This window comes from Pseudomonas sp. 7-41, from assembly GCF_021233075.1.
Lineage (GTDB): Bacteria > Pseudomonadota > Gammaproteobacteria > Pseudomonadales > Pseudomonadaceae > Aquipseudomonas > Aquipseudomonas veronii.
Map to the genome: position 1 here is coordinate 3,094,479 of NZ_CP089551.1, position 17,903 is coordinate 3,112,381.

The 17,903-nt window shown below is 59.8% G+C and carries 17 protein-coding genes and 1 pseudogene; 10 read left to right on the forward strand and 8 right to left on the reverse strand.

The window, feature by feature from the left end:
* Nucleotides 1–48 precede the first annotated feature (48 nt).
* Together LQ249_RS13900 and LQ249_RS13905 are read left to right on the forward strand one after the other, a co-directional pair.
* Nucleotides 49–660: an FMN-dependent NADH-azoreductase gene (locus LQ249_RS13900; RefSeq protein ID WP_126589448.1), complete on the forward strand. Its 612-nt coding sequence runs from the start codon at nucleotides 49–51 to the stop codon at nucleotides 658–660.
* A gap of 229 nt (nucleotides 661–889) precedes the next feature.
* The gene (locus tag LQ249_RS13905) at nucleotides 890–1,927 is read left to right on the forward strand and encodes an alpha/beta hydrolase family protein (RefSeq protein WP_026140063.1); all 1,038 of its coding nucleotides are present in this window, start codon (nucleotides 890–892) and stop codon (nucleotides 1,925–1,927) included.
* Here LQ249_RS13905 and LQ249_RS13910 read toward each other — a convergent pair.
* From LQ249_RS13910 to LQ249_RS13920, 3 genes and pseudogenes are all read right to left on the reverse strand, one after another.
* Nucleotides 1,921–3,096 carry an MFS transporter gene (locus tag LQ249_RS13910; RefSeq protein WP_046383223.1) on the reverse strand — a complete coding sequence of 392 codons (1,176 nt, stop codon included), beginning with the start codon at nucleotides 3,094–3,096 and terminating at the stop codon, nucleotides 1,921–1,923. The genes LQ249_RS13905 and LQ249_RS13910 overlap by 7 nt on opposite strands.
* Before the next feature lie 156 nt (nucleotides 3,097–3,252).
* Nucleotides 3,253–4,839: an ABC-F family ATPase gene (locus tag LQ249_RS13915; RefSeq protein WP_026140064.1), complete on the reverse strand. Its 1,587-nt coding sequence runs from the start codon at nucleotides 4,837–4,839 to the stop codon at nucleotides 3,253–3,255.
* 20 nt (nucleotides 4,840–4,859) lie between these two features.
* Nucleotides 4,860–5,164 (reverse strand): annotated as a pseudogene (locus LQ249_RS13920) (site-specific integrase); the annotation flags it as partial.
* A 234-nt stretch (nucleotides 5,165–5,398) separates the two neighbouring features.
* On the opposite strand from LQ249_RS13920, the gene LQ249_RS13925 reads away from it, so the two are divergent.
* Nucleotides 5,399–5,770 carry a DUF4156 domain-containing protein gene (locus tag LQ249_RS13925; protein WP_199918374.1) on the forward strand — a complete coding sequence of 124 codons (372 nt, stop codon included), beginning with the start codon at nucleotides 5,399–5,401 and terminating at the stop codon, nucleotides 5,768–5,770.
* 180 nt (nucleotides 5,771–5,950) lie between these two features.
* Here LQ249_RS13925 and LQ249_RS13930 read toward each other — a convergent pair whose 3' ends face one another.
* Nucleotides 5,951–6,565, reverse strand: coding sequence for an FMN-dependent NADH-azoreductase (locus LQ249_RS13930; protein ID WP_046383224.1), 615 nt, complete (start codon nucleotides 6,563–6,565; stop codon nucleotides 5,951–5,953).
* A gap of 139 nt (nucleotides 6,566–6,704) precedes the next feature.
* On the opposite strand from LQ249_RS13930, the gene LQ249_RS13935 reads away from it, so the two are divergent.
* Nucleotides 6,705–7,604, forward strand: coding sequence for a LysR family transcriptional regulator (locus LQ249_RS13935; RefSeq protein WP_232566552.1), 900 nt, complete (start codon nucleotides 6,705–6,707; stop codon nucleotides 7,602–7,604).
* 135 nt (nucleotides 7,605–7,739) lie between these two features.
* Nucleotides 7,740–8,552, forward strand: a complete 813-nt coding sequence (locus tag LQ249_RS13940) for a class I SAM-dependent methyltransferase (RefSeq protein WP_046383226.1) — start codon at nucleotides 7,740–7,742, stop codon at nucleotides 8,550–8,552.
* A gap of 136 nt (nucleotides 8,553–8,688) precedes the next feature.
* Here the strand turns inward: LQ249_RS13940 and LQ249_RS13945 are convergent, their stop codons facing one another.
* Nucleotides 8,689–9,075, reverse strand: a complete 387-nt coding sequence (locus LQ249_RS13945; RefSeq protein ID WP_126589447.1) for a TIGR03067 domain-containing protein — start codon at nucleotides 9,073–9,075, stop codon at nucleotides 8,689–8,691.
* A gap of 385 nt (nucleotides 9,076–9,460) precedes the next feature.
* Here LQ249_RS13945 and LQ249_RS13950 point away from each other — a divergent pair, with 385 nt between their 5' ends.
* Together LQ249_RS13950 and lpxO are read left to right on the forward strand one after the other, a co-directional pair.
* Nucleotides 9,461–10,804 (forward strand): LPS O-antigen chain length determinant protein WzzB, encoded by a 1,344-nt coding sequence (locus LQ249_RS13950; RefSeq protein WP_169881145.1) that lies wholly within the window; start codon nucleotides 9,461–9,463, stop codon nucleotides 10,802–10,804.
* 260 nt (nucleotides 10,805–11,064) lie between these two features.
* The gene (lpxO, locus tag LQ249_RS13955) at nucleotides 11,065–11,964 is read left to right on the forward strand and encodes a lipid A hydroxylase LpxO (protein WP_017847265.1); all 900 of its coding nucleotides are present in this window, start codon (nucleotides 11,065–11,067) and stop codon (nucleotides 11,962–11,964) included.
* Nucleotides 11,965–11,982: 18 nt separating this feature from the next.
* Here the strand turns inward: lpxO and ligD are convergent, their stop codons facing one another.
* Nucleotides 11,983–13,488 (reverse strand): DNA ligase D, encoded by a 1,506-nt coding sequence (gene ligD, locus LQ249_RS13960; protein ID WP_232566553.1) that lies wholly within the window; start codon nucleotides 13,486–13,488, stop codon nucleotides 11,983–11,985.
* A gap of 212 nt (nucleotides 13,489–13,700) precedes the next feature.
* Between ligD and LQ249_RS13965 the strand changes: the two genes are divergently transcribed.
* The gene (locus LQ249_RS13965; RefSeq protein WP_126589444.1) at nucleotides 13,701–14,018 is read left to right on the forward strand and encodes a hypothetical protein; all 318 of its coding nucleotides are present in this window, start codon (nucleotides 13,701–13,703) and stop codon (nucleotides 14,016–14,018) included.
* 22 nt (nucleotides 14,019–14,040) lie between these two features.
* A complete protein-coding gene (locus LQ249_RS13970; protein WP_128191507.1) occupies nucleotides 14,041–15,198 on the forward strand; it encodes a PQQ-dependent sugar dehydrogenase in 1,158 nt (385 codons plus the stop codon).
* A gap of 36 nt (nucleotides 15,199–15,234) precedes the next feature.
* On the opposite strand, the gene LQ249_RS13975 is transcribed toward LQ249_RS13970, so the two are convergent.
* Together LQ249_RS13975 and LQ249_RS13980 are read right to left on the reverse strand one after the other, a co-directional pair.
* Entirely contained in the window at nucleotides 15,235–15,714 is a 480-nt protein-coding gene (locus LQ249_RS13975; protein ID WP_046383231.1) for a nuclear transport factor 2 family protein, read from the reverse strand.
* Between the two features lie 54 nt (nucleotides 15,715–15,768).
* Entirely contained in the window at nucleotides 15,769–16,320 is a 552-nt protein-coding gene (locus tag LQ249_RS13980; RefSeq protein ID WP_128191506.1) for a TetR/AcrR family transcriptional regulator, read from the reverse strand.
* Between the two features lie 124 nt (nucleotides 16,321–16,444).
* On the opposite strand from LQ249_RS13980, the gene pssA reads away from it, so the two are divergent.
* Nucleotides 16,445–17,788: a CDP-diacylglycerol--serine O-phosphatidyltransferase gene (gene pssA / locus LQ249_RS13985; protein WP_017847271.1), complete on the forward strand. Its 1,344-nt coding sequence runs from the start codon at nucleotides 16,445–16,447 to the stop codon at nucleotides 17,786–17,788.
* Nucleotides 17,789–17,903: the final 115 nt, after the last annotated feature.

The following is a 17,903-nucleotide window of genomic DNA, read 5'->3' on the forward strand; positions in this document are numbered from 1 at the left end:
GATTAACACCATCTAATCCGCAGCACTGATCCTATTTGGAGCTTCCCCATGAAACTGTTGCATATCGATTCCAGCATCCTCGGCGACAACTCGGCTTCGCGCCAGCTCAGTGCCGGCGTGGTCAAGGCCTGGCAAGCGGCCGAGCCGGGTGTGAAAGTGACTTACCGTGACCTGGCCAGCGAAGGCATCAACCACTTCTCCGGCGCCACCCTGGCTGCGCTGGGCACGCCGGCCGAACTGCGCGACGCCGCGCAGCAGCACGAAGCCGACCTCAGCGCGTCGACCCTGGCTGAATTCCTCGCCGCCGACGCCGTGGTGCTGGGCGCACCGATGTACAACTTCACCATCCCGTCCCAGCTCAAGGCCTGGATCGACCGCATTGCAGTGGCCGGCCAGACCTTCCGCTACACCGAAGCCGGCCCGGAAGGCCTGTGCGGCAACAAGAAAGTCATCATCGTCTCCACGTCCGGCGGCCTGCATGTTGGCCAGGCAACCGGCGTGGCCCACGAGGAATACTTGAAAGTCATGCTGGGCTTCCTCGGCATCACCGACATCGAATTCGTCCGCGCCCAGGGCCTGGCGTATGGCGATGAGTTCCGCAGCAAGTCCCTGAGCGACGCGAACGTTGTCATCAACGAACAATTGTTCGCCGCCGCGTAAGGCTTGTGTAAATTTCGCTGTTGCTCGGTTTCAATCTGAAGCCGGGCGCCTAAACTCTGTATTCTGCTCGCCTGAACGCGACCGGAGTACGGAGTTTTTTCGTTGGCCCGCTGTCTTTACTTTGGCCCAGGTTATGCACGCATGGGTTTATCACTCGGTGCGAGTACCTTGAACCATGGACATCTTGAATAGACATGCCGGTTATCGCGCAGCAAAGGTGGACATCCTCATGATGCGTCTTTGTGCTGTTTTGGTTCTTTCCCTGCTTGGCGGCCTGGTTTCAGTGCACGCCGCGCCTGCGCCGCACCCGCATTGGAGTGTGGGCTTCCACCGCATGAGTTTTCTCGACCCGCTGGATCTGCAGCCGATGAATGCCATCGCGTTCTATCCGTCCACCGACGTTGAGCACACCACCCGGGTGGGTGGGTATCACGTGGCCGCCACGGAAGATTCGAAGATCGCTATCGGCCGTTTCCCGATGCTGATGCTGTCCCACGGCAACACAGGGACGCCGCTGGCCCTGCATGACCTGGCGACCTCCCTGGCGCGCAAGGGCTTTGTAGTCGTGGCGGTGCTGCACCCCGGCGACAACTACAAGGATCACAGCCGCCTGGGCACGTTGAGCAACCTGTATGGGCGGCCGATCCAGATTTCCGAAGCGATCACCGCGACCCTGGGCGACCCGATGCTGTCACCGTTCGTCAACGTCGACCAAGTGGGTGTCATCGGCTACTCGGCCGGTGGCGAAACCGCGTTGATCCTGGCGGGCGCCAAGCCCGATTTCGACCGCCTGCGCCGCTATTGCCAGGAGCGTCCGGAAGACCGCGACGCCTGCACCACCAAAGGCGAGCTGGTGGTGGACCGTGATGACCTGCAGCCACAAGCCGACCCACGTATTCACGCGTTGATGTTGATGGCGCCGTTGAGCTTGATGTTCGGGCGCCACACCCTGGCCGACGTCCACGTGCCGGTGCTGCTCTATAGCGGTGATGGCGACAAGCTGGTGGCGGTGGACAAGAACGCCGCCGCCCTGGCGCGCAAGCTGCCCGAACCGCCGGATTTCAAATTGCTGGCCGGGGCCGGGCATTTCGTGTTCATGGCGCCCTGCGACAGCGATCAACTGGCGCTGATGCCGGCGATCTGCACCGATGCCGATGGCGTCGACCGCGAAGGCATTCACCGCGATCTGACCTCCGAAGCCGGGCGCTTTTTCGCTCACACCCTCGGGCGATCCACCCGTGCCGGCCTGCAGACGGCGGATCAGTAAGCGCGACGTTTGAGCAGCACGGTCACGCCCAAGGCGCTGAGCGACAGCAGTGCGGCGCAGAAGAAGATCCAGCCGTAGCCGAGGTTCAACGCCACCGCCCCCATCAAGGGCCCGGCAATCGCCAGGGCCAGGTCGAAAAACACGGCGTAGGCACTCAGCCCCGCGCCACGGCTGCTGTTGGGCACCTGCTTGATCGCTTCCACGCCCAGCGCCGGGTACACCAGCGACAAACCGAAGCCAGTCAGCCCTGCACCGATCAATGCCACGCCGGTAGACGGCGCGAGCCACAACAGCGTCAGGCCCAGGGTCTCGATAATCATGCACCCAATCGCTGCGCGGAAGCCGCCAAAGCGGCTGATGGCCGAGATAAACACCAGGCGCGAAACGATGAAACACACGCCAAATACCGTCAAGCAATAGGCCGCGCCAGCCCAGCCGCGATTGAGGTAATACAGGGTGATAAAGGTGGTCAGGGTGCCGTAGCCGATGGACGCCAGGCACAGGCTGGCGCCAAACGGGGCGATACGCCCGAACACCGCCCAGAACGGCAGGCGCTCGCCGCGGACCACCGGCACGGACGGTTTATTGCGGATCAGCACCAGGCCGAGCGCCGCCAGCACCGACAGGGCGATGCCAAGGCTGTTGTAGCCGTATTCGGCGACCATTACCACGCCCAGCGGCGCGCCAATCGCGATGGCGCCGTAGGACGCAATGCCGTTCCAGGAAATCGAGCGCCCCGTATGCTCGGCGCCGACCTGGCCCATGCACCAACTGATGGTGCCCACGCCAATCAGGCCCTGGGCCACGCCGAGCAACAAACGAGCGACGATCAGGATGCCCAGGCTCAACAGCGGCAGGCTTTGCAGCAGTGTTGCCAGCAGCGTCAGCCCGCCGCTGGCCAGGATGCCGCCCAGGCCGAGCACGATTGCACGTTTGGTGCCCACGTTATCGGACATGCGCCCGGCCATGGGGCGGCTGAGCAGGGTGGCGAGGTATTGCGAACCGATGGTCAGCCCGGCCACCACCGCGCTGAAACCCAGTTGCTCGTGTACGTAGCCTGGGATCACCGCGATCGGCAGGCCGATGCAGATAAAGGCAATAAAGGTGTAGAAGACGATGGAGACGATCTGCAGGGTGATCGACAGTGAACTCGGGGCGGCGGCAGACATGAGCACTCGTTCGCGGGCGGGCGGTGAGGGCATCATCGCAAGGGCTCGGGGGAAAAGAAAGCACCCTAACTATCAACCCGGCTGACCGACAGATACAAAAAAGCCCCGTCGCAGTGGACGGGGCTTTTTCTTGTCGCTAACAGCTGATCGCAGTGCTTAGAAGACCACGCCTTGGCTGCGCAGGTAGTCGTCATAAGTGCCGCTGAAGTCGATCACGCCGTTGGCGCTCAACTCGATGATGCGGGTGGCCAGGGACGATACGAACTCACGGTCATGGCTGACGAAGATCAGCGTGCCCGGGTAGTTTTCCAGTGCCAGGTTCAGCGCTTCGATGGATTCCATGTCCAAGTGGTTGGTCGGTTCGTCCATGATCAGCACGTTCGGCTTTTGCAGGATCAGCTTGCCGAACAGCATGCGACCTTGTTCGCCACCGGAGATGACCTTGACCGACTTGAGGATCTCGTCGTTGGAAAACAGCATGCGCCCCAGGGTGCCGCGGATCACTTGCTCGCCCTGTGTCCACTGGCCCATCCAGTCGAACAGGCTCATGTCGTCTTCGAAGTCGTGGGCGTGGTCCTGGGCGTAGTAGCCCAGTTCGGCGGCGTCGGTCCACTTGATGCTGCCGGCATCCGGCGTCAGTTCGTTGACCAGGGTACGCAGCAGGGTGGTCTTGCCGATACCGTTCGGGCCGATGATCGCCACGCGCTCGCCGGCTTCAACCTGAAAGCTGAAGTCCTTGAACAGCGGCTTGCCGTCGAAGCCTTTGGCCATGCGATCGACGATGACCGCCTGGCGGTGCAGCTTTTTGGTTTGTTCGAAACGGATGAACGGGCTCACACGGCTCGAAGGCTTGACCTCGGCCAGCTGGATCTTGTCGATCGCCTTGGCACGGGAAGTGGCCTGCTTGGCTTTCGAGGCGTTGGCCGAGAAGCGGCTGACGAAGGATTGCAGTTCGGAGATCTGCGCTTTTTTCTTGGCGTTGTCCGACAGCAGTTGCTCGCGGGACTGGGTCGCCACGGTCATGTACTCGTCGTAGTTGCCCGGGAACAGGCGCAACTCGCCGTAGTCCAGGTCAGCCATGTGGGTACATACGCTGTTCAGGAAGTGACGGTCGTGAGAGATGATGATCATCAGGCTGGAGCGCTGGGTCAGGATGTTTTCCAGCCAGCGGATGGTGTTGATGTCCAAGTGGTTGGTCGGTTCGTCGAGCAACAGCACTTCAGGGTCGGAGAACAGCGCCTGGGCCAGCAATACGCGCAGTTTCCAGCCGGGGGACACTTCGCTCATCGGGCCGAAGTGCTGTTCCAGGGGAATACCCAGGCCCAGCAGCAGTTCACCGGCGCGGGATTCGGCGGTGTAGCCGTCCATCTCGGCGAACTCGGTTTCCAGCTCGGCCACGGCCATGCCGTCGTCTTCGCTCATTTCCGGCAGCGAGTAGATGCGATCGCGCTCGGCCTTGACCTTCCACAGTTCTTCGTGACCCATGATCACGGTGTCGAGCACGGTGAATTCTTCGTAGGCGAACTGGTCCTGGCGCAGTTTACCCAGGCGCACATTCGGTTCCAGCATGACCTGGCCACCGGACGGATCCAGGTCGCCACCGAGGATTTTCATGAAGGTCGACTTGCCGCAACCGTTGGCACCGATCAAACCATAACGGTTACCGGCGCCGAATTTGACCGAGACATTCTCGAAGAGCGGCTTGGCGCCGAACTGCATGGTGATGTTAGCTGTGGAGATCAATTACTTTACCTATCAATAGCTTAGGGTGCGCTTATTTGAGCTGGGACCAATTTGGGACCAATCTGGAGCTCTTCCGATTCGCTCCAGTCCGAGCTTGGGTTGATCCAACGCGCATAAGTCGAGAGCAGCATCTGCGCACGATGGCCGAGCTGCTGGGAAATGAAGGCGGGGTTCATGCCAGACATACTGCATATTGTCGCATAGGTGTGACGACAGTTGTATGGCGGTCGACGACGGATGTTCAATGCTTTCGGTGTTGGAGTCCCTTGTAGTGCAGCTCGGTCGTCTGCTTCACGCTCTGCGAGTGCGTCGATGGCGGGAAAAACCAACGGCGTTTCACGCACCGTCCAAGCAGATATCCGTGCGCTTCGCGTATTTGAGGGGGAGGGCGCCGTGAGGGTAGGGCTGGGGCTCCGTTCGTACAGCGATTGTTTACAGATTCACACGCAAAAATTACTTATTAATACAGTTCCTGTTCCAGCAAAACTTGATACTGCACAGGCTTAAAGCCCTGGCAGGTTATCCAAAAGGGCAATGTCATTTTGGTAAGACAGGAACCATGTCCATGCATCTCCCTCGTATCCTCATTAGTGTCAGTTTGTCCACTGTGTTGCTTGGACTGATCGGTTGCGCACCGACGGCGATAGTGGGGCCCGCCGCCAACACCGTGCGCGTCACTCATAACGAACCTGGCGCCGAGTGCCAGTTCTTGGGAGATGTTACGGGTAGTCAGGGCGACTTTCTGTTTGGCAGCATCACTGGGAACGCGAACCTGGAGACCGGAGCCCGTAACGATCTGAAAAATAAAGCCGCAGCGATGGGGGGCAATCGGGTTTATCTGCTCACTGAGCGAGCGGGCCAAACCGGTTCGGACAAGCGATTGGAGCAAACCAACGTAACCCTTTCAGGAAACGTTTATCGCTGCCCTTGACGGTGAGCCTGGTCGGTTGCCACGCCTAAGTCGAGGGAGATCAGTATTATCGGTCGGATAAAAGCTCCAGTCGGAACCGCAACTTGTTGGCTGGACGAAATGCGTACCGCTCAGTTGCTGCCGCATAAGTGAATCCCCGTTTAACCACGCGTAGTCGATAGAGCAGAGTCGTATGGCTGGCTAAACCAGCGACTTTTGAATTTGATGATCAAATGTCTCTAGAAAGTCGTGCATGCTGAGTTCTCCGAGATCTACGGTTTTAGCGCCGCCGGCCGCGATAAAGGTCACGTCAGTGATACCCAGGACGTTCAGGATCAGTTTCAAATAGTGGGTCGCAATGTCACGGTCTTTAATCGGCGAGTCGTCGGTATATACACCTCCCGAGGCGAGCAGCACTGTTGCTTTTTTACCGGTCACCAGTCCTTTGCCATCAACGCCCAGGGTCAGGCCTTTACGCACCACATGATCGACCCAGGCCTTGAGTGCCGCAGGGACGTTATAGTTGTAGACGGGTGTTGAAATAACCAAGTGATCGGTTTCCAGCAACTCGGCCGCAAGTTCATCGGATAGTTGCAACACCGCTTTCATTTCAGGCGAATGTTGGGGGGCGGGGGTGAAGTAAGCCTGTAACCAGGGGGCTGTCACGAAGGTCAGCGGGGTGTCCGTTAGATCCCGTATTTTGATGGCGCCCCGAGGGTGCGCAGCTTCCCATGCGGCCACGAAGCGGCGAGTGAGCTGTCGGGAAATCGAAGCATCCCCACGTGGGCTGGTTTCAATGGTGAGAAGCCTGGACATGAAAGTAACTCCTGCGCGGTGAGGGGGCGGTATGTTTTGCGTTGTCGCGGTAGGCGATGTGCGACACACTCTACCCAATGCGATTTATAAGCAGGAGTGATGTAAATATGATTGAGTCCATCTGTTTAAGTGATGGAGCATGATCGGAAATCTCAGCCTGGATCAATTGCGGATCCTTGTAACCATTGCCGATACAGGCAGTTTTTCGGCCACGGGACGTCACCTGCGGCGCGCTCAATCTGCCATTAGCCAATCGATTGCCACACTTGAGTCAGTTCAAGGTGTGAGGCTGTTTGATCGCAGCGGTCATCGTCCAAGGCTCACTGAGGTCGGTAGAGTGCTGGTGGTTCAAGCGCGCGCCGTGCTGGCGAGCGCTGCCCAATTTGAAGCAATGGCTGCAAGTACTGCAGCAGGGGTTGAGCCGGAGTTGGCGCTCGCCATAGACCCTTTAGTCTCCAGCGCCCCGCTCATCGAAAGCCTTGGCGCGCTCCGTGAGGCTTTTCCGCATCTGGCCGTGAGTTTCTCTACAGAAGGCTTAGGCGGCGCTGAGCGCCGATTGCGCAACGGCGATGCGGCACTGGCGCTTTGCACATTGATCCCGACGGTGCCCGACGATATCACCGCGCTGGCGCTGCTCAGCGTCGACTTGAGGCCAGTCGTCGCCAGCGGGCATCCCTTGGCCATGTTAGGCCGCCGGGCAACACGGGCAGACCTCAAGCCCTATGTGCAACTGGTGCTTTCCGATCCGGTTTCTCCCGACGGCCCTAGCTATGGGGTGACGGGCAGTCACCAGTGGCGGTTTGTCGATTTGGCACGGCGCCTGGATTTCTTACTCGCCGGGTTCGGTTGGTGCCGAATGCCCGAGCATCTGATTGCGGATCATCTGGCTTCAGGGCGCCTCCGGCCGCTTGAGTTAACCGCCGAACTTCAACGCACACCAGACACACTTACGATCTATGCCGCGCACATGCAAAATCGCTCTTTAGGTAAAGCAGGCCGATGGTTGCTGAATGACCTGACCCGTCGTCTGTGCCTGTGAGGGTACGAAGATGACCGAGGTCGGCGGTTTGGTGACCTGGGCCGAGAGATAAGTTCGGCCACAGGCGAGGGTTTCATCTGACGGGCAATTGGCTTATTTTCCGTAGCTCGCTGTAACCGACTTTCTGGAGACGCAATGGACATGCCCTCAGCCCAACAGGCGATTGCCAGTAACAAGGACGCCTGGGACGAATCCGCCCGGCTGCACAAAGACACGGATACCTGGAGGACGCTGCTGGCCTCGGTCGCCGAACCGGATTTTTCGTGCCTGGACCCGACTCTCACCGCCTTGTTGCAAGATGTCGGTGTTGCCGGCAAAGACGTGGTGCAGCTGTGTTGCAACAACGGCCGCGAAAGCTTGTCGTTATTCGGCCTGGGCGCACGCACGGTCGTCGGCGTGGACCAATCCCGTGCCTTTCTCGATCAGGCTCGGGAGCTGGCGGCGCTCTCACCCTACAGCCCGGAATTCATCGAAACCGAGATCCACCATTTGCCCGAGCGTTTGCACGCACGCTTCGATATCGCCCTGGTGACCATCGGCGTATTGGGCTGGATGCCGGATGTGGCGCGGTTCATGCGCCAGGTCGCCACAACGCTGAAGCCCGGCGGCACCCTGGTGATGTACGAAACCCACCCGTTCCTGGAAGTGTTCGACCCGCTGGCAGCCAATCCGCTGCTGCCTGCCAGTTCGTACTTCCAGCGTGAGCCTTTTGTGCTGCAAGAGTCGATCGTCTATGAAGGGCAGAGCGCGGTCGCGGGGCCGACGTCCTACTGGTTTGTACACACGCTGGGCAGTGTGGTCAGCGCAGCGATTGCGGCGCGGTTGCAGATCGCTCATCTGCAAGAATACCCGCATTCAAATCGCGAAGAACTCTACGACCAATACGAGGATCAGGCGGCCCAGTTGCCGCTGTGTTTTACCCTGACGGCGACCAAGCGCCTGCCCTGAGCTGTTTTGCGCGTAAAAAAAAGCCCGCCGGGGGAGGCGGGCTAAGGGATTCACTGGAGTAGGTAGGCTTCACCCTATAGACCGGAAGGTGAATGCCTTGTGAAAATCCCGTCGCAAGTTCAGATGGGCGCGGGGCTCAGGATCGACGCACGAATGTACGCATTGTCTGCCCGGGGCCGGTGCTGAATACACACGGTCGCGGCATGCCTTCATCCGCCGCGATGAATACGAACTCGTCTCCTTCCAGGCGGTAGCTGGCCGGCAGCAGCTTGCCCGCGTCATCCCCCATGGCATCGATCCAGGTGATGCTTTTGGGATGGGTGGTGCTGTCCAGGAAGAATCGGCCGGCCAGTAGTCGTTCGCCATCAACGGTGAGCACTTCAAAGTGATCGTCGGTAATGGTGGTGATTGCACCGGGGGCGCTGTGGGCGTCGGGCGGGTTGAGCACGCCGCTGTCTTCGAGCGAGACCTGCTGCCATGTGCCCTGCAGGGCTTGGTAGTCCGAGTCGGAAATGGATGTCATACAAATTCCTTTTTGTTGGAGCTCATAGACTGAATAGCGCGACCGAACGGTCAGAAAAAGCCGGGTATATACAGGTTTATCCGTAGGAAGCTTCGTGTTATCAGGCTTTTATCGCGATTTTTTCGAGTGAGAGCAGCTATTTAACAAACTTTTGACTACTCTTGTGACAAGAATATTCCTACTTGATGAACGCCAGTGGCAGTGATCGCTTGAATGAAGGGAAACAAACTTTAATAGCGTGGGATTTTTCGGCTGACTGAGTGGTCAGATAGCGATTGGTTAGCCTGCTCTGTGGGCTTCAGGGCGTTGTCCCTGATTCTTTACTGGGGTATTCAGGTTTTTGACGGTGGTGGCCGTTTAGTATCATTTTTAAGGTGCTTTCATTTTGAATCGAACTTCCCCGCATACTGTTTCTAGCTCTTCAGATGAAATCGACCTGCTTGAACTGTTTCACTCGATTTGGCAGCAAAAAAAACTGGTAGTGGGGTGTACGATTCTGGCGGGCGTGCTGGGCGTCGGTTATGCCTTCCTGGCGCCGCGGACATATGAGGTCAGCAGTGTCTTGCGCCCGGCGGCGATCAATGAACTGGATGCATTGAACCGTTCCGAAGTCTACAAGTTGCCACCGGCCGATGCGTTGTCGAAGGTGGGCGCGCAGTTGGACTCTTATGAGGCGAGGCTGGGCTTTTTCAGATCCCATGAGCAATTGTTCACTGCGTTCCAGAAGCCTGGGCAAAGCCTGGAGCAGAGTTTTGAAGACTTCAACCGCAACTCGGTCAACTTGATTCTGCCAGACCCGAAAAAGTCAGACTCGTTGAGCAGTTATATCCGCCTGGAGTTGCAGTACCCGAGCGATGTGGACGGTGTGACAATTCTGAACGGCTTTGTCGACTACGCCATTGCGGCGGAGCGCGAACAAGTCGGTGCGGACCTCAAGGTGATCGTCAACAACCGCCTGAATGAACTCAAAGGCAAGATCGACGCTGCGCGCGCCAACTACGATACCGATAAGGAATCGAAGATCGCCAAGCTGTTGGAAGATGACCGACTCAAGCGCGCCCAGTTGCAAGATGAACTCAGTGCCCTGCGCCTGCAGATGAAAATGGAGCGTACCAACCGCCTGGCAGAGCTGTCGGAAGCCATTGCCATCGCCAAGTCCATGGGTATCAAAACGCCGACCACGCCATCGTCCATGGCGGATGCCGCACGAGGCGGTTCGAGCCAGGTGATGCGTACCGAGGTCAACAACCAGAAAATCCCGCTTTACTTCCTCGGCACCGAGGCCCTGGAGGCCGAGCGCGTTGCGCTACAACAGCGGACCAGCGACGACTTTACCAACCCTCGCGTCGCCGAGATCGGCAAGGAGTTGCAACTGCTGGAGGTCAACCGTGAGGTTGAAGTGCTGCGCAAGCGTGGGAATGAAGACATCTTCCTGCAGGATGTTGAACCGCTTCGTGCTGAAGTTGCGCGCTTGCGTAACCTCAACATCGACATGAGCAACCTCAAGCTGGTCACCGTCGACCGCCGCGCCCAGGAGCCACTGTCGCCGATCAAACCGAAAAAAGCCCTGGTGATCGCCTTGAGCCTGGTCGCGGGGTTGATCCTCGGCTTGTTCGTCGCACTGGTCCGCCATTTTGTGCTGACCCGGCGCGAAACCGTGCCTTATTCGAGCTTGGACGACGGGCGCTTTTCCCGGCGTGAGCGCAAGGATGATCAGCCGCTGCTGTAACGTTTAATGCGAAAGGGCTTGTCCCATGACAAGCCCCCGTGCCCCCCTCCAATTACAATCAGTGGACAGCTTTTCACAATTCTTAGTTAACCTTTAGTTACAAATTGTGGCTAAATATCGGGCGATGGTTATGAACCGAAGGGCTATCCGCCGGTCGTGCCGCCTATATGTGAATTGTGATTTCATGTGCTGCTATCCAACCTCGGCCGTCGTGGGCCCGCAGGAGCAGCCTGTTTTCTCCTGACTTGTGACGAAATCCATTGAAACTCATTATTGTTTTCCTCTACGTTGCCTCTATTGCGTATGTCCACCTGCGTGGCCGGGTGCGGCATAAACTGAGACGCCAGCTCAGCGATCACTCTACGTTCCTGGCGCCGATCAACTGCTTTCTCTACTTATTCTCCAAGCTACCCAGCCGACCGTATCTCTCACCCAGCGACTTCCCGGACCTGAGCCCACTGCAGGAGCATTGGGAAGAAATCCGCCAGGAAGCCCATACCCTGATGCAGGCGGGCGCGATCAAGCGTTCGGACCAATACGACGACGTTGGTTTCAACTCGTTCTTCAAGTCGGGTTGGAAGCGCTTCTACCTGAAATGGTATGGCGACAGCCACCCCTCGGCGATGAAGCTGTGCCCGCGCACCACCGAGTTGCTGCAGAGCATCGGCTCGGTCAAGGCCGCGATGTTCGCCGAGTTGCCGCCGGGCTCCAAGCTGGTGCGCCACCGCGACCCTTACGCCGGTTCCTATCGCTACCACTTGGGCCTGGATACCCCCAACGATCCGGGGTGCTACATCAATGTGGACGGCGAGAACTACTCCTGGCGCGACGGCGAACCGGTGATGTTCGACGAGACCTATATCCACTACGCAGAAAACGCCACCCAGAAGAACCGCATCATTCTGTTCTGTGACGTCGAGCGGCCGATGAAGTACCGCTGGGCGGCCGCGTTCAACCGCTGGTTCAGCCGCACGGTGATGGCCGCCGCCGGCGCGCCGAACGACGCGGGCGACAAGACCGGCGGGCTGAACCGTGCGTTTAGCCGCTTGTACAAAATCCGCCTGCGCGGCAAGGAACTCAAGAAGCGTAACCGCACGCGCTACTATCTGGAAAAGTGGGCGATCTTCGCGGTGCTTGCACTGATCTTCATCCTGATCTGAACCTCGACGTGGCGCGACTCACTGCGGTGGCGTCGCGCCCAACGTGTCCCACATCTGTTTGCTGAGCCTTTGCCTGTTGGCATAACCGGCCCACGGGTCGCCCTTCAAACCCTGCAACCGCTGTTGCAGGTTGGCGACCGTCCACTGCTGGGCACCGCGCAACCCCTTCAACTCCTCGCGACTGACCGGCACCGACACCGGCAGGCCGGGGCGTGCGCGCACTGAATAGGCCGCCACCGTACTGGCACCGCGCGCGTTACGCAGGTAATCGATGAAGATCTTGCCCTGTCGATTCTTCAGCCCGGAGGTGGCGGTGAAGCGTTCCGGCAGGCGTTGAGTCATGAACTGGGCGATCGCTTTGGCGAAGGCTTTCACGGTGGCCCAATCATCGCGGCGCGCCAGCGGGACCATCAGGTGCAGGCCTTTGCCGCCGCTGGTCTTGACGAAGGCTTGCAGGCCCAACTCGTCGAGCACCGACAAGGTCAACTGCGCCGCCTCCAGCATGGCTTTCCACGGCAAGGCCGGATCGGGGTCGAGGTCGAGGACGAACAGGTCCGGGGTTTCGATCTTGTCCGAGGTGGCACCCCAGGTGTGCAGTTCGACGGTACCCATTTGCACCGCACCGATCAGGCCGGCGAGGCTGTCGATCTGCATCAGGCGCGCATGGTCAGGGTCCAGGCGCTGGTCCAGTTGCTTGATATGGGGAATCGCCAGGTGCTCCGAGTGCTTCTGGAAAAATTGCTCGCCGTCGATGCCCTCCGGCGCCCTCAGCAAGGAAACGGGGCGGTGACGCAGGAAGGGCAGCAGCCATTCGCTGATGCTCTGGTAAAACTGCGCCAGTTCCAGCTTGCGGGTGCCGCTGGCGAGATCGATGACGCGCTCGGCATGGGTGATCTGCACACCGGCGAGGGTGACCGACGCGGCGGTCTTTTGCGGCGCGGGCGTGGGCCTGGCGTTCCCCACGCAGGCACCGCTGAGCACGCTTTGCGGCTGGGCTTCGGTGATGTCGTAGTCGCTGGCCGGGCGGGCGTGCCGGTCGTTTTCCTTGATCAGCAGCCACCGTTCCTTGTCGCCGCTGCCTTTGAGGTGGGTGCGTACCAAGGCCCAATCGCCTGAGAGTTTTTCGCCGGCCAGGGTGAATTCCAGTTTGCCGGCGGCGTAGGCGGTTTGTGGATCGTCGTGGGGGTGCCAAATGCCACGGTCCCAGACGATCACATCGCCGGCGCCGTATTGGCCGGCCGGAATGCTGCCTTCGAAACTGCCGTAGCTCAAGGGGTGGTCTTCGACTTGCACCGCCAGGCGTTTCTGGCTGGGGTCGAGGCTGGGGCCCTTGGGCACCGCCCAGCTCTTGAGCACGCCATCGAGCTCAAGGCGCAAGTCGTAGTGCAGATTGCGTGCGTCGTGCTTCTGGATCACGAACGTCAGCGCCGATGCATTGCGTTGCGCGCCCGACGCGGCGCCGGAAGGTTCGGTGGTGATCTTGAAGTCGCGTTTGCGGTTGTATTCGCTCAGGGGCTTTGCCATATCGTGCTCCCTACCTTGGTCGGCTCAAGAGGCCTTTTCGCTGGCTTTTTACACACCTTGCACCCGTGCGATCGCTGGCGTGGAAGTTGCGGTGCGCGGATGCTCGGACAGAACGTGTTACATCTGATGAGAAACTATTTAGTTACCAAAGGCGAACCCAAAGCGTAGCGTGGTATCGAAAGCACGTACTCCTCGTCCCAAGAGGCTTTGTCATGATCACCTGTGTGCGACATCTTGCAGCGTTGGCGCTAGGCCTGGCACTTTGCGCCAGTGCCCAGGCGCAAAACCTGCCCGGCAGCAATGACGCCAACAATAGCCCGATCCACCGGGCCAATCCCAACAGTATGCAGGGCACCCAGCCCAGTGCGCCGGCGATTCGCGGCATCCAGACCGGGCCGACCACGCGCACGCCGACCCTGGAAAACGGCGGCATCGGCAATCGCTATCCGCAACGCCAGGCTGCGCCTAGCCGCCCGGCGACGGAAACCAAAGCCCCCACGGTTGACGCCAACGGCAATCGCCGGCCTTGAGCGCCGGTAAGGACCCCGTCTTATGTCTCTACGCAAAACCCTGCTTGCCGCATGTTGCGCAAGCGCCTTATTGCCGCTGACAACGCTGTATGCCGCCGAAGCCCAGCAGTTTCCCAGCGAACAAGGCAGCATCAGCGCCACGCCGATCGCCAAAGGCCTGGATCATCCGTGGGCCGTGGCGTTTTTACCGGACAAACAGGGCTACCTCGTCACCGAGCGTCCCGGCCACCTGCGGGTCGTCAGCCCGGATGGCAAATTGTCGGCGCCGCTGACCGGCGTGCCTGAGGTCTGGGCCAAGGGCCAGGGTGGTTTGCTCGATGTGGTGCTGTCGCCGGACTTCAAGCAGGACCGCCTGGTGTACTTGTCATATGCCGAAGGCGGCGGCAAGGGCGGCACAGCCGGCACTGCGGTCGGTCGCGGGCGGTTGGCGGATGACCTGAGCGGTTTGCGCGACTTCAAGGTGATCCTGCGCCAGGAGCCCAAGCTCTCCACCGGCAATCATTTCGGCTCGCGCCTGGCCTTTGACCGCGACGGCTACCTGTTCGTCACCCTGGGTGAAAACAACGACCGGCCCACCGCCCAGGACCTCGACAAGCTGCAAGGCAAGGTGGTGCGGATCTACCCGGACGGCCGCGTGCCGGATGACAACCCCTTTGTCGGGCAACCGGGTGTGCGCCCCGAAATCTGGTCCTACGGCCAGCGCAATCCGCAGGGCCTGGCGTTGAACCCATGGAACGGCACGCTCTGGGAAAACGAGCACGGGCCGCGTGGCGGAGATGAAATCAACATCATCGAACGCGGCAAGAACTACGGCTGGCCCATGGCGACTCATGGCATCAACTATTCGCTGACACCGATCCCCGAGGCCAAGGGCAAGGTGGTGGACGGTACTGTGGCGCCGCACCATGTGTGGGAGAAATCCCCAGCGATCAGCGGCATGGCATTCTACGATGCCGACCGCTTCCAGGCATGGCAGCACAATCTGTTCATTGGCGCCCTGGCCAGCCAGGAGCTGATTCGCCTGCAGTTCGACGGCGACAAGGCGATCCATGAAGAGCGCTTGCTCGGCGGCTTGAATGCGCGAATTCGCGACGTGCGGCAAGGACCGGATGGCTTTTTGTATGTGTTGACCGATGAGGATGATGGGGTGTTGTACCGAGTGGGTTTGAACCAGGATTGAGCAATAAGCCGCAAGCTTCACGCTTGCGGCTACAGGCTAGAGTCCCAACTCCGACAGCCCCGGATGATCGTCCGGACGCCGCCCCAGCGGCCAATGGAACTTGCGCTCGCTGTCCTTGATCGGCATGTCGTTGATGCAGGCAAAACGGTTGGCCATCAGGCCGTGCTGGTCAAATTCCCAGTTTTCGTTGCCGTAGGAACGGAACCAGTTACCCGAGTCGTCGTGCCACTCATAGGCATAGCGCACCGCGATACGGTTATCGCTGAACGCCCACAACTCCTTGATCAACCGGTAATCCAACTCCTTGGCCCATTTGCGGCTGAGGAAGTCTTTGGCTTGTTCGCGGTTGTAGGCGAATTCAGCGCGGTTACGCCACTTGGTGTCCAGGGTGTAGGCCAGGGACACCCGATGCGGGTCGCGGGAGTTCCAGCCGTCTTCGGCCAGGCGGACTTTTTCGATGGCCGACTCGCGGGTAAACGGCGGCAGGGGTGGGCGGGTTTCTGCAGGGGATGACATTGGGCGGCTCCTTAAAACAATAAGGGTTGATCGAAAGTTGCGATACCTGTGGGGTTAAAGCCCCAATAACGTTCGTGCCATGGATTGCGCCGTATCCGCCGCGATGGCATCGCCCGTCACCAGGGCCACGGTAATGGCGCCATCGATCAGGATCAGCAGTTGCGCGGCCTGCCGTTGCGGCTCGGGCGTGCCATGGGCTTGACACAGTTCGAGCAGGTACTCGAAGAGTTTGTGTTTATGCGCCTTCGCCAGCAGGCGTACCGGGGCTTGCGGGTCGCCGGTTTCGCCGCTGGTGTTGATGAATGCGCAGCCGCGAAAGTCCGCCGAACCGAACCAGGCCTTGAGCGCGTCGAACACTGCGAGCAGGCGCTCGCCGCTGTCTTCACGGCGTTCCACCTCGGCCCGCAGCCAGTGCATCCAGCGCGCGTCGCGACGTTGCAGGGCCGCGATCACCAGTTCGTCCTTATTGGCGAAATAGCGGTAGATGCTCTTTCGGGAGACACCGGCGGTTTTCACCAGGAAGTCCATGCCAGTGGCGGCGATGCCGTGGCGATAGATCAGCTTCTCGGTGACGTCGAGGATAATGTCGCGGGTAATATCGTTCATGTGTCATACAGTAGAACGATCGTTCTTCTTTCGCAACAAGGTTTTTCACTGACTGGCAACGAGACCTGAGCACCCCCATGGTGTAAGCTCTGGGCCTCTTCGGATTCGACCCATTGCGAGCCTTATGCCGTCGTTCTTCAAACGTTCCCTGTTGCCCAAACTGCGCGCTTTCCCACTCTCCACCGAGGCGATTGAGGTGCTGTCCGGCGCCGCTGCGTTTCGTCGTTGCCTGCTGGAGAAAATTTCCCAGGCTACCCAACGCATCTATATCGTCGCGCTGTACTTGCAGCAGGACGAGGCGGGGCAGGAGATCTACGACGCCTTGCACGCCGCCAAGGCCGCACGCCCGGAGCTGGACATCGTGGTGCTGGTCGATTGGCTGCGCGCCCAGCGCGGGCTGATCGGCGCCGGTAAACAGCCGGGCAACAGCGCCTGGTACCAGGCCATGACCCAAAGCCATGCCACCGAGGTGCCGGTCTACGGCGTGCCGGTGCAGACCCGCGAACTGTTCGGCGTGTTGCACCTCAAGGGCTTTGTGATCGACGACAGCGTGCTGTACAGCGGCGCCAGCCTGAACAACGTGTATTTGCACAAATTCGACAAGTACCGTTTCGACCGTTACCACCTGATCCACAGCGCACCGCTGGCGGATTCGATGCAACACCTGGTGGAGCACGGGCTGATGGCCTCCAAGGCCGTGCATCGCCTCGACTTGCCCAACCCGCCGACGACCCGCAGCTTGCGCAACGATATCGGCGACCTGCGCAGCCGCCTCAAGCACGCGGCCTACGACACCACCAGCGGCCAGTTGCCCAACGGCCACCTGTCTGTCAGCCCCTTGCTCGGTGTCGGTAAGAACAACCCCCTGAGCCGGGTGATCCTCGAACTGATCGCCAGCGCCCAGCATCAACTGACCATTTGCACGCCATACTTCAACCTGCCGCTGCCGGTGACCCGGGAAATCAACCGCGCCCTGGCGCGCGGGGTGAAGATCGACATCATTGTCGGCGACAAGACCGCCAACGACTTCTACATTTCGCCCAGCGAGCCGTTCAAGGTGATCGCGGCCTTGCCGTACCTCTACGAAATCAGCCTGCGCCGCTTTGCCAAGCGCCATCAGCCGATGATCGACAGCGGCCAGTTGAACCTGCACCTGTGGCGCGACGGCGACAACACCTACCACCTCAAAGGCATGTGGGTCGACCAGCGTTATACGTTGCTGACCGGCAACAACCTCAACCCACGCGCGTTCCGCCTTGACCTGGAAAACGCCTTGCTGATCGATGACCCCAAGAGCGAGTGGCTGGAACCCCGGCGCACCGAGCTGGCGCAGATTTTCCAGCACACCACGCGCATCGAAGGTTATCAGCAGTTGCAGACCCTGGTGGATTACCCGCAGGCAGTCGGCAAGTTCCTGCGCCGCGTCAGTCGCGTGCGGATCGAGCGGTTGTTGTATCGCATTCTGTAACACGGGCATCGCGCAACGAACTCTCTTGCTGCCTTCAAAGCCTTGAGAGTTCGCCTACACGCAGCGCTGGCCCAGGCGGGTATGTTTTCTCTCGACAGTTCTTAAGGACAAGAAC